This window comes from Yersinia massiliensis CCUG 53443, assembly GCF_000312485.1.
GTDB classification, from domain to species: Bacteria; Pseudomonadota; Gammaproteobacteria; order Enterobacterales; family Enterobacteriaceae; genus Yersinia; species Yersinia massiliensis.
Genome location: NZ_HE997644.1, coordinates 336,548 through 351,679, shown reverse-complemented (window position 1 = coordinate 351,679; position 15,132 = coordinate 336,548). Strand labels below are relative to the sequence as shown.

Below are 15,132 nucleotides of genomic sequence, written 5' to 3'. Positions count from 1 at the left end.
TACCCCACAAGCCTAAATAGACACCCAAGAACTGTGCATCGGTTGCTTCGGCCAGACCCATCTTAGGCAGCATCAGCAAACCAACAAGGCTCAGCCAGAATGCGCCGTAAGAAGTAAATGCAGTTGCTGCAAAGGTATTACCCTTCTTGTATTCCAACATACCGGCTAAAATTTGTGCCAGGCCGCCGTAAAAAATCCCCATACTCAGAATCACAGAAGTTAAGGGAAAGAAGCCTGCGTTATGCAGGTTAAGCAAGACGGTAGTCATCCCAAAGCCCATAAGGCCTAATGGGCCAGGATTCGCCAACTTGGTGGTGTTCATAAGTCCTCTGTCACTAACAGAATGCTAAAAAATGGACATACCCTTCCAGTTCGACACTGCCAATGATGAGTAGACAACTCACCGACAGTCCCAAGTGTTTTGGGTATCATTATCCGAATATGTATACAGCGCCGGAATGACCAAAAAGTCGTCGATTATCCAAGTGCGCGCGGCATCATAATGATCCCCGCGATTGGAAACAATGATCTGGAGGGTAATAAAAAGTAATTTTTTTTCATCTTCCCCCTTGATGCAGCGTTTCGTGGCCCCATCTTATTCCCAACCGCAGGGCTAATCGTGGATCAGCGCGGACGTGCACTTACTCAGTTTTGAGCATGAAAACATTGATTAAGAAAATACGGGCAGTTGAAAAGAAGTAATCCGCCCACATATAGATTAGTAACTTGACCGAATATGACTTTTTAGTGGAGGCGTTTTAGATGGGTAAAATTATTGGTATCGACTTGGGTACTACCAACTCTTGTGTAGCGATTATGGATGGCGTAAAAGCGCGTGTGCTGGAGAACAGCGAAGGTGACCGCACTACACCTTCTATCATCGCTTATACCCAAGATGGTGAAATTCTGGTTGGTCAACCTGCTAAGCGTCAGGCTATTACTAACCCACAAAACACACTGTTTGCTATCAAGCGTTTGATTGGCCGTCGTTTCCAAGATGAAGAAGCGCAGCGTGATAAAGATATCATGCCGTACAAAATCGTGGCAGCTGACAATGGCGACGCTTGGGTTGAAGTAAAAGGCCAGAAAGTGGCACCACCGCAGATTTCTGCGGAAGTACTGAAAAAAATGAAGAAAACGGCTGAAGATTTCTTGGGTGAACCTGTCACTGAAGCCGTTATCACTGTTCCTGCTTACTTCAACGATGCTCAGCGTCAGGCAACCAAAGATGCTGGCCGTATCGCAGGCTTAGAAGTAAAACGTATCATCAACGAACCAACTGCTGCAGCATTGGCCTATGGTCTGGATAAAGAAGTCGGCAACCGTACTATCGCGGTTTATGACCTCGGTGGTGGTACTTTCGATATCTCTATTATCGAGATCGATGATGTAGACGGCGAAAAAACTTTCGAAGTTCTGGCGACCAACGGTGATACACACTTGGGTGGTGAAGACTTCGATAGCCGCTTGATCAACTATCTGGTTGATGAGTTCAAGAAAGACCAAGGTATGGATCTGCGTACTGATCCGCTGGCAATGCAGCGCCTGAAAGAAGCCGCTGAGAAAGCAAAAATTGAGCTGTCTTCAGCTCAGCAGACTGACGTCAACCTGCCGTATATTACGGCTGATGGCAGCGGTCCAAAACACATGAACATCAAAGTGACTCGTGCGAAATTGGAGTCACTGGTTGAAGATTTGGTTAACCGTTCTATTGAACCACTGAAAGTCGCATTGCAAGACGCTGGGCTGTCTGTTTCCGATATCCAAGACGTTATCTTGGTCGGTGGTCAGACCCGTATGCCAATGGTTCAAAAGAAAGTTGCTGATTTCTTCGGCAAAGAACCACGTAAAGACGTTAACCCAGATGAAGCTGTAGCGATTGGTGCGGCAGTGCAGGGTGGTGTTCTGTCTGGTGAAGTGAAAGACGTCCTGTTGCTGGACGTGACTCCATTGTCACTGGGTATCGAAACCATGGGTGGTGTGATGACTCCGCTTATCACCAAAAACACCACTATCCCAACTAAGCACAGCCAAGTGTTCTCTACTGCAGAAGACAACCAATCTGCAGTAACCATCCATGTGCTGCAGGGTGAGCGTAAACGTGCACAGGATAACAAGTCTCTGGGTCAGTTCAATCTGGATGGGATTCAGGCGGCACCTCGTGGTACGGCACAAATCGAAGTGACCTTCGATATCGATGCCGATGGTATTTTGCATGTGTCTGCTAAAGACAAAACGACCGGCCGCGAACAGAAGATTACCATCAAGGCATCTTCTGGTTTGAACGAGGAAGAAATCCAAAAAATGGTACGCGATGCTGAAGCTAACGCTGAAGCTGACCGTAAGTTTGAAGAGTTGGTTCAGACTCGTAACCAAGCTGACCACTTGATTCATGGTACACGTAAGCAGTTGGAAGAAGCCGGTGACAAACTGCCAGCAGAAGACAAAACAGCTATCGAAGAGGCTATGAAAGCGTTAGAAGCAGCGCTGAAAGGCGAAGATAAAGCTGAAATCGAAGCGAAAACTCAGGCTCTGGTGCAGGTTTCTGGCAAATTGCTGGAAATGGCACAGCAGCAGCAAGCAGCCGCAGGCGGTGAAGCTGGTGACACCAGTGCTAAGAAAGAAGACGACGTTGTAGACGCCGAATTCGAAGAAGTGAAAGACAAAAAATAATCGCCCTTAAGCGGGCACAGCAGTGGTAGGCCTTACTGTTGCTGGAAACCAGCACGGGCGTCGAGGAAACTCTACGCCCGTGCACGCATGTTAAGGGTAGGAAAAAAAGAGAATGGCGAAGCGAGATTATTACGAGGTTTTGGGCGTTAAAAAGGACGCCGATGAACGTGAGATCAAAAAGGCCTATAAACGCCTAGCAGTAAAGTATCATCCGGACCGTAATCAGGACGAGAACGATACCGGCGAGAACTTCAAGGAAGTTAAAGAAGCCTACGAAATTCTGACTGACCCACAAAAGCGTGCTGCATACGATCAGTATGGTCATGCCGCCTTCGAACAAGGTGGTATGGGGGGCGGTGGTTTTGGTGGCGGCGGCGCTGATTTTAGCGATATCTTTGGCGACGTTTTCGGGGATATTTTTGGCGGTGGACGCCGTCAGCGTGCATCTCGTGGTTCGGATCTACGTTACAACATGGATCTGACTTTGGAAGAAGCCGTACGTGGTGTAACCAAAGAAATCCGTATCCCGACACTGAACGAGTGTGATGTCTGCCATGGTAGCGGTGCAAAACCAGGTAGTTCGCCAGTCACATGTTCGACTTGCCGTGGTGCTGGTCAGGTACATATGCGCCAAGGGTTCTTTACCGTTCAGCAGGCATGTCCTACTTGCCATGGTAGCGGTCAGATCATTAAAGACCCGTGTAACAAGTGTCATGGGCATGGCCGAGTTGAGAAGTCAAAAACACTGTCGGTTAAGATCCCAGCAGGCGTTGATACCGGTGACCGCATTCGCTTATCGGGCGAAGGTGAAGCAGGTGAGCACGGTGCACCAGCAGGCGATTTATACGTTCAAGTACAAGTCAAAGCGCACCCAATATTCGAGCGTGAAGGCAATAACTTGTATTGTGAAGTGCCAATTAACTTCGCAATGGCAGCCTTGGGTGGCGAGATTGAAGTGCCAACGCTGGATGGCCGCGTTAAGCTGAAAGTACCAGCAGAAACTCAAACGGGTAAATTATTCCGTATGCGCGGTAAAGGTGTTAAATCCGTACGTGGCGGGAGTCAAGGTGACTTGCTTTGTCGCGTTGTCGTGGAAACACCTGTTCATCTGAGTGAAAAGCAGAAGCAATTACTGCGTGAACTTGAAGAAAGTTTTGTGGGTGCTGCGGGTGAGAAGAATAGCCCCCGCTCTAAAAGCTTTCTAGATGGCGTGAAAAAATTCTTCGACGATCTGACTCGTTAGATTTAATCCGCCAACGAATAGCTTAACCAAAATACGGGTTAGGCCAGTAAAAATACGATGCCGGTCAATTTAGGATCAGTTCATAGATCCTAGGTTGATCGGCATTGTGCTTTATAGCTGACATTGACTCTTTGCGCCAAGGATATAATGAATTCAAAAGCGTTGCTTGTCATGATCTCTTGCCACTGTATACGGCAGTAGCTCATGCAATGCAATGACATAAGTGACAAATCATTTTTAATGATAAATGGCTCTGTAAATAGGGTGAATAGGTAATATTTAGCGACTTCATTTCATTTTTAATAGAGTAATTTTATTGGATAATAACGTTAGATTAGATCTAATTCTCATACCAATTATTTGTAATTAATTGATTTCATCTGGTTAAATATCACTTGGTTTTCATATAATACAGTTTTGCGATTGTATCGTTATTTATTTTTCAATTAATTGATGTGTTAATAATTTTATTCATTATTGTTTATAGGTGACAAGATGGGTGTTTATGAGTTTGCTAATTATCTAATTTGTTGTTAATTGATTTCGTGAGATATTTTATCAGTTAAATCAATGGATTGAATTGCTGTCTTTTGTATTTTTAATTGCAATTAAAATACTGACACATGAATGTAAATAAAAAAACACAATCAATTAATTATTATAATTAATATAAATTTGAGTTGTTTTTCATTCGAGTAATAATTAGGTGCCGAACATATATCTACCTGTGTCTACCTTCAACAGGGGGATCCTTCGTTCGCATCATCGATTATCACGCTTATTTAATATTCAAGTTGAGGTATTATTATAATGGTAATTAATAAGAGTTTTGCGCATAAAAATGAAACAGCAGCATTGTACTTAATGGACTTAATCATGGGTTACAGCTATCAGGCGTCACTTCGTGCGGTGGCGGTTCTAGGCGTGGCTGATCATCTTCTAAGTGGGCCAAAAACAGCGAAGGAGCTTGCAAAGGAATTGGGTGTCGATGCACTCCCGCTACATCGGGTTATGCGTCTCCTGGCTACTCGCGATGTCTTCAAAGAAATTGAAGGGCAACAATTTGCCCTCACTCCAGCGGCCGAATGCCTGTGTAAATCCTCTCCTTATTCGTTGCGTGCAGCCGCAATGATGTTGACTGATGAAACATTTTGGCGCCCTGCGGGCATTATCACTGAAAGTGTTCGCGGTCACTCTGCCTTTAAGAAAATTTTTAATACATCGTTCTTCGAGTATTGGTCACGACCCGAGAATCACACCGACGAAAATGATTTCCACGCTGGCATGTCATCAATGTCCGAAGTCGAAAATCCTTGTTTGGTGCGTAGTTATGATTTCCCACAAAATGCGACCGTGGTTGATGTGGCGGGGGGGATGGGAGGATTGTTGCTTCGAGTGTTACAGGCGAACCCTACACTTCATGGCATTTTATTTGATAGGGATCCAGTTTTGGCCAGAGCTCGTCTTGGCGAACTTGGGGATGATTCGCGCTGGGAACTTCAGCCGGGCAGTTTCTTCGAATCCCTTCCTCAGGCTGACATTTATATGCTGAAATATATTGTTCATGATTGGCCAGATGAGAAAGCGACAGAAATACTTCGTTGTTGCCGTAAGGCTATGCAACCCAATGGCAAAGTGTTGATCATGGACACTCTTATTCAAGAAGATAACAAACCTCATTTCGGTAAAAGTATGGATATCCTGATGTTAGGGAGCTTTGACGGTGGGAGAGAGCGCACAGAAGATGAGTTGAAAGGTTTGCTTGCAAACGCCGACTTAAAAATAAACCGCATTATAGATACCGGTACTTATTTAACGATTGTTGAAGCAGTCGCTCGTTAATGATAGGGAGATGATCACGTAGAATGTTAGATGTCAGTTTGCTTAAGCCCATAAGAAACAACGTATGGGCTTTTTCTTTTCCTAAATCAAATCAGTTTTCCATCAGTGCCAAGAGCTATCCTATAACTTGCAGCTTTGCATTCCATAACACGCACTGACTTTTTCCTCATAAACGTGAACTATGGGATTAATTAATCGGTTATTCCGAGTATTTGTTGCTATAAAAACGACTTTTTACGAGTGAATAATTAGCCTAGAATTTATAAATTATTTGCCAGCTCTTCTGGCTTTTTTTCTGTCCGATGTAAGGAGTATTCATTGTGACAAATATGATTCGTCAATTTTTGCGCCAAGAGGCCGCGGGTGGACTGATTTTAATCTTTGCCGCTATCGTCGCCTTAATAATGGCTAACACTTCGTTACAAGGGATTTATCAATCGTTTCTTGATGTACCCGTATCAGTCAAGATCGCATCGTTGGATATCAGTAAACCGCTGTTGTTATGGATTAATGATGGCTTAATGGCGGTGTTTTTTCTGGTTGTAGGACTAGAAGTTAAGCGCGAGCTGATGGAAGGTTCTTTGGCGGGGCGCGATAAAGCTGTCTTCCCTGCGATTGCTGCGTTAGGCGGTATGTTGGCTCCAGCCTTGATTTATTTAATGTTTAATGGGGCCGATGAAGTGACTCGCCAAGGTTGGGCAATTCCAGCGGCAACGGATATCGCTTTTGCTCTTGGGGTGATGGCGCTGCTGGGGAATAGAGTTCCAACCAGCCTGAAAGTCTTTTTACTGGCACTGGCGATTATTGATGATCTCGGCGTCATCATTATTATTGCGCTGTTCTACACATATGAGGTTTCAGTACAGGCTTTGGGGATCGCAGCGGCGGCTATTGCACTGCTGGGGTATATGAACTGGCGTGGTGTTGGGAAAACATCAGCCTATTTGCTAGTAGGATTAGTGCTGTGGGTTTGCATTCTTAAGTCAGGTGTACATGCGACCTTAGCGGGTGTGATTGTTGGCTTTATGATACCGCTGCATACCAAAGATAATCGTTCACCTTCAGAATCTCTGGAACATGGCTTGCATCCGTGGGTCGCCTATTTGATTCTGCCCATTTTTGCATTTGCTAATGCGGGTGTATCGCTGCAAGGTGTCTCTTTCTCTGGTTTGACGTCGTTGCTACCTTTGGGCATTGCAAGTGCCCTGTTTGTGGGTAAACCACTAGGCATTTTCGTCTTTAGTTGGTTAGCGGTTAAGTTAGGGATTGCTAAACTGCCTGATGCGATAAACTTTAAGCAGATCTTTGCGGTATCAGTGCTCTGTGGTATCGGCTTTACGATGTCGATATTTATTGCCTCACTCGCCTTTGGCGACGCAGATATTGCTCTGACAACGTATTCGAAGTTAGGCATATTGCTAGGTTCGACTGCTGCTGCGGTCGTGGGTTACAGCTTATTGCGTGTGGTCTTACCCACAAACAAAAAACTGTCTGACTAGCTTAATATTTTGGCATTGCCGGTGTCAGGCAAAGGCACCGGCGGTTTTACTTGATGGGATTCCTGGCTCACAGTTTGTGAAGCCTAAAACAAGGAATGTTTTATCGTGCATTTGGCCCTATATCTGGCTTCGCGATATGTTAAGGAGATAACGACATGCGAGTATCACATATCAATTTTAACCATCTTTACTATTTCTGGCAGGTCTGCAAAGAAGGATCTGTTGTTGGTGCCGCAGGCGCATTATTCCTAACGCCACAAACTATTACCGGTCAAATAAAGGCATTGGAAGAGAGGTTGGGCGGTAAACTGTTTAAGCGCCAAGGGCGTGGGTTAGTGCCTTCTGAACTGGGGCAATTGGTTTTTCGTTATGCCGATAAAATGTTCATGCTGAGCCATGAAATGCTCGATATTGTTAACTATCGCAAAGAATCTAACCTACTTTTTGATGTGGGTGTCGCTGATGCATTATCTAAGCGTTTGGTGAGTCAGGTGCTGGAAACCGCGGTCGTTGATAATGAAAAAATTCATCTGCGTTGTTTCGAATCGACTCACGAATTGCTCCTCGAGCAGTTGAGCCAGCATAAACTGGATATGATTGTGTCGGACTGTCCTGTTGACTCCAGCCAGCAAGAAGGGCTGTTCTCCGTTAAACTCGGCGAATGTAGCGTGAGTTTTTATTGTCGCCAGCCTGTCCCTGATTTGCCTTTTCCTGCGTGCTTACAGCAAAAGCGCTTGCTGGTTCCAGGGCGTCGTTCAATGCTTGGGCGAAAACTATTGAATTGGATTAATAGCAAAGGGCTACAAGTAGAGATTTTGGGCGAGTTTGATGATGCCGCGCTGATGAACGCTTTCGCTATCTACAATGATGCCATTTTTGTCGCGCCAACAATTTATGCTGCTGATACCTATGCCAAAGATGAGCGAATTGTAGAAATTGGCCGTTTAGACAATGTGCAAGAAGAGTATTACGTGATTTTTGCTGAACGAATGATCCAGCATCCAGCCGTTCAACGGGTATGCAATAAAGATTTCACAGCACTTTTTAGTGGTTAAACGCTTGCTTGAGTATTGTACGGTGAAGATATAAGCGATTTTTCGCGAGGATTATTGCTCTATTGGCGGTTCTACTGACGGACGGATCACTGACGATAGTGCAGCGCATTCGTGGTGGTGACACCTAATGATAGACATAAAAAAACCGGCCTAGGCCGGTCTTTTTACAAGCAATCAATGTAAAGCAATTACTGCATTGCGTTGATTTGCGCGACTAAGTTTGACTTATGACGTGCTGCTTTGTTTTTGTGGATCAGACCTTTACAGGACTGACGATCCACGATTGGTTGCATTTCATTAAATGCTTTTTGCGCTGCGTCTTTATCGCCAGCTGCAATTGCCGCATACACCTTCTTAATGAAGGTACGCACCATTGAGCGACGGCTAGCGTTATGCTTGCGGCGTTTCTCAGACTGTACGGCGCGTTTCTTAGCTGATTTGATATTAGCCAAGGTCCAACTCCCAAATATATTCTATTGAGGACAATTCAAAGGCCGAGGAATATGCCCTTTTAGCCTTCGTTTGTCAATGGATTTGTGCAAATAAGCGCCGTTTGTACGGGCGGCACTTGCTACGTTGTGATGGAGCGGGATTTTACCAGCTTCGCGCTGTGGAATACAGTCTTTCGAAAGAAAATTCCACAGTTCACTGCCTCGAAGGGATTCGACGGTGGTTCTTGTAAAAATCTCAGCCTGCTTCTGTATTCAACGGCGAACGTATTCTACAGGATAAAGTCAGTAAAAGGGATTTTACCTGCATATTATTGGCAAAATGGTATGACTTTCGACTAAAGGTGCCAATCGCGGGTTAACCTTAACCGCTGTACAAGGTATAATCCGGCGATTTCCACTGTTTTGAGCCAGCTATGGAGCTAATTCGCGGTATACATAATATCCGGGCACGCCACCATGGTTGCGTGTTAACTATCGGTAATTTTGATGGTGTCCATCGAGGGCATCAAGCCTTATTGGAGCAGCTAAAGCGCGAAGGTCAGCGTTTAGGGCTACCCGTTATGGTCATGATATTTGAACCGCAACCACTGGAATTGTTTGCAGCGGACAAAGCACCAGCAAGGCTGACGCGTTTGCGTGATAAGGCCCGATATCTGGCCGAAGCGGGTGTTGACTATTTATTGTGCGTTAAATTTGATCCGCGTTTTGCAGCGAATACTGCGCAAGCATTTGTTGCTCAGTTGCTGGTCGAGAAGTTGGGTGTTAAGTTTTTAACTGTTGGTGATGATTTCCGTTTTGGTGCAGAACGCCAAGGAGATTTTCATCTATTACAGCAGGCCGGTGCTGAATTTGGTTTTGATGTCATCAGTACTGACAGTTTCTGTGACGGTGGGTTGCGCATTAGCAGCACGGCGATTCGTCAGGCACTTCAGGACGATGACCTCGTGTTGGCTGAGGCACTGTTAGGCCACCCGTACAGTATTTCTGGTCGTGTGGTACACGGTGATGAGTTGGGGCGAACGATTGGCTTCCCTACAGCAAACTTGCCGTTAAAACGTTTAGTTGCTCCGGTAAAAGGAGTGTATGCAGTTGATGTTTATGGCTTGGGTCCAGAGCCATTACCCGGTGTTGCCAATATTGGCACTCGGCCTACAGTTGCCGGTGTTCGCCAGCAACTCGAGGTTCATCTGCTTGATGTGACAATGGATCTTTATGGGCGTCATATCGATGTGGTGCTCCGCGCAAAACTGCGCAATGAACAGCGTTTTGCTTCGCTCGATGCCCTGAAGCAGCAAATCGCCAATGATGTGGTGACGGCCCGAATATTTTTTGGGCTAAAGACACCGGTTTAATATTTCTAGCCGAAACGGAACCGAGAATCTAATGAGTGACTACAAGAATACCCTGAATTTACCTGAAACAGGGTTCCCGATGCGCGGCGATCTGGCTAAGCGTGAACCTGACATGCTGAAACGTTGGTATGAGCAGGATCTGTACGGGATTGTTCGTACGGCCAAGAAAGGTAAAAAGACCTTTATTCTGCATGATGGCCCTCCTTATGCGAACGGCAGCATTCACATTGGTCACTCTGTTAACAAAATTCTCAAAGATATTATTATTAAATCGAAAGGAATGGCTGGCTACGACTCACCTTATATTCCAGGTTGGGACTGCCATGGTTTGCCGATCGAGTTAAAAGTTGAGCAGTTAATTGGTAAGCCGGGTGAGAAAGTCAGTGCTGCCGAATTCCGTACAGCCTGCCGCAAATATGCCGCTGAGCAAGTTGAAGGCCAGAAGGCGGACTTTATCCGTCTGGGTGTTTTAGGCGATTGGGACCATCCTTATCTGACGATGGATTTCAAAACTGAAGCCAATATCATTCGTGCGTTAAGCAAAATCATTGATAACGGTCACTTGCATAAAGGCGCGAAACCAGTGCATTGGTGTACCGATTGCGGTTCGTCATTGGCTGAAGCTGAAGTTGAGTATTACGACAAAACCTCACCTTCTATTGATGTGCGTTTTAACGCTGTTGATACCGCTGCAGTGAGTGCAAAATTTGGTACCACTCACGCTAATGGCCCGATCTCTCTGGTTATCTGGACTACCACTCCGTGGACGTTGCCCGCTAACCGCGCCATCTCACTGAATGCTGAATATATCTATCAGTTGGTGCAGGTTGAGGGCGAATGTCTGATTCTGGCGGAAGATCTGGTTGAGAGCGTTATGAAACGCGCCGGTATCGCCGAATGGACCATTTTAGGAAGCTGTAAAGGCGCGGATCTTGAATTACTGCGTTTTTCTCATCCGTTTATGGGCTTCGATGTCCCCGCAATTTTAGGCGATCACGTGACATTGGATGCCGGTACAGGTGCTGTCCATACTGCACCAGGCCACGGCCCAGATGACTTTATTATCGGTCAAAAATACGGCTTGGAAGTTGCCAATCCCGTGGGTCCAAATGGTTGCTATTTGGCGGGGACTTACCCAACACTTGATGGCCTGTTTGTCTTTAAAGCAAATGATGTGATCGTTGAATTGCTGCGTGAAAAAGGCGCTTTACTAAAAGTGGAGAAACTGGTGCACAGCTATCCATGCTGCTGGCGCCATAAAACGCCAATTATTTTCCGTGCCACGCCACAATGGTTCATCAGCATGGATCAGAAAGGCTTGCGTAAGCAGTCACTGGAAGAGATTAAAGGTGTGCAGTGGATCCCTGATTGGGGTCAAGCACGTATCGAAACGATGGTCGCTAATCGTCCAGATTGGTGCATTTCGCGTCAGCGTACTTGGGGCGTACCGATGTCTCTGTTTGTGCACAAAGAGACTGAAATGCTGCACCCACGTAGTACTGAATTGATGGAAGAAGTCGCCAAACGTGTTGAGCAAGGCGGCATCCAAGCGTGGTGGGATTTGGATCCTGCTGAGATCTTAGGGGCTGATGCGGCCGATTACGTTAAGGTGCCAGACACCTTAGATGTTTGGTTCGACTCTGGTTCAACCCATTCTTCTGTAGTAGATGTGCGCCCTGAGTTTAATGGTCATAGCCCAGATATGTATTTGGAAGGTTCTGACCAGCACCGCGGCTGGTTTATGTCATCACTGATGATTGCGACCGCGATGAAGGGCAAAGCGCCTTATCGCCAAGTGTTGACCCATGGATTCACCGTTGATGGTCAAGGGCGCAAAATGTCCAAATCCATCGGGAACACCATCAGTCCGCAAGATGTGATGAATAAGCTGGGTGGTGACATCCTGCGTCTGTGGGTCGCTTCGACCGATTACACCGGCGAAATTGCTGTTTCTGATGAAATACTGAAGCGTTCTGCCGACTCGTATCGTCGTATTCGTAATACGGCACGCTTCCTGCTGGCTAACCTGAACGGTTTTGATCCTGCGGTACATCAGGTGAAACCAGAAGATATGGTTGTGGTGGATCGCTGGGCGGTAGGCCGTGCTCAAGCAGCACAAGCTGAGATCATGCAAGCGTACGAAAATTACGATTTCCATTTGGTCGTCCAACGTTTGATGCAGTTCTGTTCGGTTGAGATGGGTTCTTTCTACCTGGATATCATCAAAGACCGCCAGTACACCGCGAAAAGTGACAGCGTTGCTCGTCGTAGCTGCCAAACGGCGTTATACCATATCGCTGAAGCCTTGGTTCGCTGGATGGCACCTATCATGTCCTTCACTGCCGACGAAATTTGGAATCAGCTACCGGGTGAGCGCCCGCAGTATGTTTTCACTGAAGAATGGTATGACGGTTTGTTTGGGTTGGCGAGCACTGAGGGCATGAACGATACTTTCTGGGCCGAGCTACTGAAAGTCCGTGGCGAAGTCAACAAAGTGTTAGAGCAGGCCCGAAGTGATAAGCGTATCGGTGGTTCGCTAGAAGCTGCTGTGACTTTGTACGCAGAGCCTGAATTAGCGGCGCGTTTGAACTGCTTGCAAGATGAGCTGCGCTTTGTGTTGCTGACTTCTGGTGCAACTGTCGCGGATTATACCCAAGCAGGTGATGATGCCGTGCAAAGTGAGCTGATCGCAGGTCTGAAAATTACCTTTAATAAGGCTGACGGTGAGAAGTGCCCACGTTGCTGGCATTACACCCAAGATGTCGGTTTGGTAGCGGAACATGCTGAACTGTGTGGTCGCTGTGTTACTAACGTCGCCGGTAACGGTGAAGAGCGTAAGTTTGCCTAATGAGTAAGCCTATTTGTTCGACCGGATTGCGTTGGCTATGGCTAGCGGTACTGGTGGTGATTTTGGATCTTGGCAGCAAACAGTGGGTCATGACCCACTTTGCGTTGTATGAATCCATGCCACTGATTCCTTTTTTCAATCTGACCTATGCGCAAAACTATGGTGCGGCATTTAGCTTCCTTGCGGATAAAAGCGGTTGGCAGCGCTGGTTCTTTGCTGGGATTGCCATCGGTATTTCAGTTGTATTGATGGTGATGATGTACCGCTCCACGGCTAAACAACGCCTGATAAACTGTGCTTATGCATTAATTATTGGTGGTGCTCTCGGGAATTTGTTTGACCGTTTAGTACATGGCGCAGTGAACGATTTCATCGATTTCTACGTCAATAATTGGCACTTCCCGACGTTCAATCTGGCCGATGTCGCGATTTGTATCGGTGCTGCGTTGGTGATATTTGAAGGCTTCTTGAGCCCAGCGGATAAAACGGCGATTGATAAAGAAGGTGAGTGATATGTCTGAAGGTGTGCAAAACATTCAGGTACAAGACAACAGTGCGGTATTGGTGCACTTCACTCTGAAGCTGGAAGATGGCTCAACGGCGGAATCAACCCTTATCAACGGGAAGCCTGCACTATTTCGGTTAGGCGATAACAGCCTATCTGATGCATTGGAGCAGCAATTAATTGGCTTGAAAGTGGGTGATAAGCACACTTTTACCTTGCAACCTGAAGATGCGTTTGGTGTGGAAAGTCCTGACCTGATTCAGTATTTCACTCAGCGTGATTTTGCGTTAACGGGGGTGCCGGATGCCGGCACCATCATGCTCTTTACCGCGCGCGATGGCAGTGAAATGCCGGGTGTGGTGCGTGAGGTTGCAGAAGAGTCTATTACTGTTGATTTTAATCACCCGTTGGCAGGACATATCGTCAGCTTTGAAATTGAAGTGCTGGAGATTGACCCCCAACAGGAGGCTGCCCATGCAGATATTGCTGGCTAATCCACGAGGCTTTTGCGCCGGAGTTGATCGGGCTATCAGTATTGTTGAACGCGCGATTGAAATGTACGGTGCGCCCATCTATGTGCGACATGAAGTGGTACATAACCGCTATGTGGTTGATAGCCTGCGCGAACGTGGGGCTATCTTCATCGAAGAAATCTCTGAAGTGCCTGATGGCTCGATTCTGATTTTTTCTGCCCACGGTGTTTCACAGGCGGTTCGTGCAGAAGCCCGTGAGCGTGAGTTAACGATGTTGTTTGATGCAACCTGTCCGTTGGTGACTAAAGTGCATATGGAAGTTGCACGTGCCAGCCGTAAAGGTAAAGAAGCTATCCTGATTGGCCATGCTGGTCATCCGGAAGTCGAAGGTACGATGGGGCAATACAGCAACCCGAAAGGGGGGATGTATCTGGTTGAGTCTCCCGAGGACGTTTGGGCTCTGAATGTCAAAGACGAAGATAATCTGTGTTTCATGACACAAACAACTTTGTCCGTTGATGATACATCTGCCGTGATTGATGCTTTGCATAAACGTTTTCCGAAGATTATTGGTCCACGCAAAGATGATATCTGCTATGCCACAACCAACCGGCAAGAAGCGGTGCGTAATCTAGCAAACGATGCTGATGTGGTACTCGTTGTTGGCTCGAAAAACTCTTCTAACTCTAACCGGTTGGCTGAGTTGGCTCAGCGAATGGGGAAATCAGCTTATCTGATTGACTCTGCTGCTGATATCCAAGAGTCATGGTTAGCCGGCGCTGCGCGAATTGGTGTGACGGCAGGTGCATCAGCGCCTGATATCTTGGTGCAACAAGTTATTTCACGTTTGCAAGAACTGGGTGCTGGCGGTTCTATTGAGCTCAGCGGCCGTGAAGAGAGCATCGTCTTCGAAGTTCCCAAAGAGTTACGTGTGGATATCAAACAGATCGATTGATTCTTTTCAGCACAGATATATATGCGTTAACCAATACTAAGCAGCCGCAGTGGCTGCTTTTTTTTATCGTAAAAGTGGCGATTTTGCCATGTTGGTGCATGACGCTCGGCCGGACTAACCCTGTGATAGGGCAGAATAAACCGCAATAAATGGCAGCATAACTTGCACTATAACTGAATGAATATGCGCACTAACGGCAAACATGCAGATTAAGCGCTCTGAAAGTGAAGTGGGA

At 46.5% G+C, this 15,132-nt stretch carries 12 protein-coding genes; 10 read left to right on the top strand and 2 right to left on the bottom strand.

Annotated features, from left to right (window positions below):
• Positions 1–322 (bottom strand): acetate uptake transporter (locus BN68_RS10590; protein WP_019211142.1); only part of this gene is annotated, 322 nt, incomplete at its 3' end.
• Between the two features lie 440 nt (positions 323–762).
• On the opposite strand from BN68_RS10590, the gene dnaK reads away from it, so the two are divergent.
• The 5 genes from dnaK to nhaR all read left to right on the top strand — a co-directional run bounded on the left by dnaK (position 763) and on the right by nhaR (position 8,312).
• Positions 763–2,673: a molecular chaperone DnaK gene (gene dnaK, locus BN68_RS10585; RefSeq protein ID WP_019211141.1), complete on the top strand. Its 1,911-nt coding sequence runs from the start codon at positions 763–765 to the stop codon at positions 2,671–2,673.
• A gap of 112 nt (positions 2,674–2,785) precedes the next feature.
• Positions 2,786–3,916 (top strand): molecular chaperone DnaJ, encoded by a 1,131-nt coding sequence (gene dnaJ, locus BN68_RS10580; protein ID WP_019211140.1) that lies wholly within the window; start codon positions 2,786–2,788, stop codon positions 3,914–3,916.
• Between the two features lie 810 nt (positions 3,917–4,726).
• Positions 4,727–5,758: a methyltransferase gene (locus BN68_RS10575; protein WP_019211139.1), complete on the top strand. Its 1,032-nt coding sequence runs from the start codon at positions 4,727–4,729 to the stop codon at positions 5,756–5,758.
• 320 nt (positions 5,759–6,078) lie between these two features.
• Positions 6,079–7,257, top strand: coding sequence for a Na+/H+ antiporter NhaA (gene nhaA, locus BN68_RS10570; protein ID WP_019211138.1), 1,179 nt, complete (start codon positions 6,079–6,081; stop codon positions 7,255–7,257).
• A 155-nt stretch (positions 7,258–7,412) separates the two neighbouring features.
• Positions 7,413–8,312 (top strand): transcriptional activator NhaR, encoded by a 900-nt coding sequence (gene nhaR, locus BN68_RS10565; protein ID WP_019211137.1) that lies wholly within the window; start codon positions 7,413–7,415, stop codon positions 8,310–8,312.
• Between the two features lie 188 nt (positions 8,313–8,500).
• On the opposite strand, the gene rpsT is transcribed toward nhaR, so the two are convergent.
• Positions 8,501–8,764, bottom strand: a complete 264-nt coding sequence (rpsT, locus tag BN68_RS10560) for a 30S ribosomal protein S20 (RefSeq protein ID WP_002220715.1) — start codon at positions 8,762–8,764, stop codon at positions 8,501–8,503.
• A gap of 413 nt (positions 8,765–9,177) precedes the next feature.
• Between rpsT and ribF the strand changes: the two genes are divergently transcribed.
• The 5 genes from ribF to ispH are packed head-to-tail and all read left to right on the top strand — an operon-like array spanning position 9,178 to position 14,897.
• Positions 9,178–10,116 (top strand): bifunctional riboflavin kinase/FAD synthetase, encoded by a 939-nt coding sequence (ribF, locus tag BN68_RS10555; protein ID WP_019211136.1) that lies wholly within the window; start codon positions 9,178–9,180, stop codon positions 10,114–10,116.
• Positions 10,117–10,147: 31 nt separating this feature from the next.
• Positions 10,148–12,964 (top strand): isoleucine--tRNA ligase, encoded by a 2,817-nt coding sequence (ileS, locus tag BN68_RS10550; RefSeq protein WP_019211135.1) that lies wholly within the window; start codon positions 10,148–10,150, stop codon positions 12,962–12,964.
• On the top strand, positions 12,964–13,476 hold the full coding sequence (gene lspA / locus BN68_RS10545; protein WP_019211134.1) for a signal peptidase II: 513 nt from the start codon (positions 12,964–12,966) through the stop codon (positions 13,474–13,476). The genes ileS and lspA overlap by 1 nt, the downstream gene beginning before the upstream one ends.
• A gap of 1 nt (position 13,477) precedes the next feature.
• Positions 13,478–13,963: an FKBP-type peptidyl-prolyl cis-trans isomerase gene (gene fkpB, locus BN68_RS10540; protein ID WP_042806634.1), complete on the top strand. Its 486-nt coding sequence runs from the start codon at positions 13,478–13,480 to the stop codon at positions 13,961–13,963.
• Complete coding sequence (gene ispH, locus BN68_RS10535; RefSeq protein ID WP_019211132.1) at positions 13,944–14,897, top strand: 4-hydroxy-3-methylbut-2-enyl diphosphate reductase; 954 nt, start codon at positions 13,944–13,946, stop codon at positions 14,895–14,897. Before fkpB ends, ispH begins: the two co-directional genes overlap by 20 nt.
• The last annotated feature ends 235 nt before the right edge of the window (positions 14,898–15,132 follow it).

Excerpts from the sequence above, each read along its gene's own strand:
- dnaK (WP_019211141.1), top strand. The coding sequence starts at position 763 with ATGGGTAAAATTATTGGTATCGACTTGGGTACTACCAACTCTTGTGTA.
- dnaJ (WP_019211140.1), top strand. The coding sequence starts at position 2,786 with ATGGCGAAGCGAGATTATTACGAGGTTTTGGGCGTTAAAAAGGACGCC.
- BN68_RS10575 (WP_019211139.1), top strand. The coding sequence starts at position 4,727 with ATGGTAATTAATAAGAGTTTTGCGCATAAAAATGAAACAGCAGCATTG.
- nhaR (WP_019211137.1), top strand. The coding sequence starts at position 7,413 with ATGCGAGTATCACATATCAATTTTAACCATCTTTACTATTTCTGGCAG.
- ribF (WP_019211136.1), top strand. The coding sequence starts at position 9,178 with ATGGAGCTAATTCGCGGTATACATAATATCCGGGCACGCCACCATGGT.
- ileS (WP_019211135.1), top strand. The coding sequence starts at position 10,148 with ATGAGTGACTACAAGAATACCCTGAATTTACCTGAAACAGGGTTCCCG.
- lspA (WP_019211134.1), top strand. The coding sequence starts at position 12,964 with ATGAGTAAGCCTATTTGTTCGACCGGATTGCGTTGGCTATGGCTAGCG.
- fkpB (WP_042806634.1), top strand. The coding sequence starts at position 13,478 with ATGTCTGAAGGTGTGCAAAACATTCAGGTACAAGACAACAGTGCGGTA.
- ispH (WP_019211132.1), top strand. The coding sequence starts at position 13,944 with ATGCAGATATTGCTGGCTAATCCACGAGGCTTTTGCGCCGGAGTTGAT.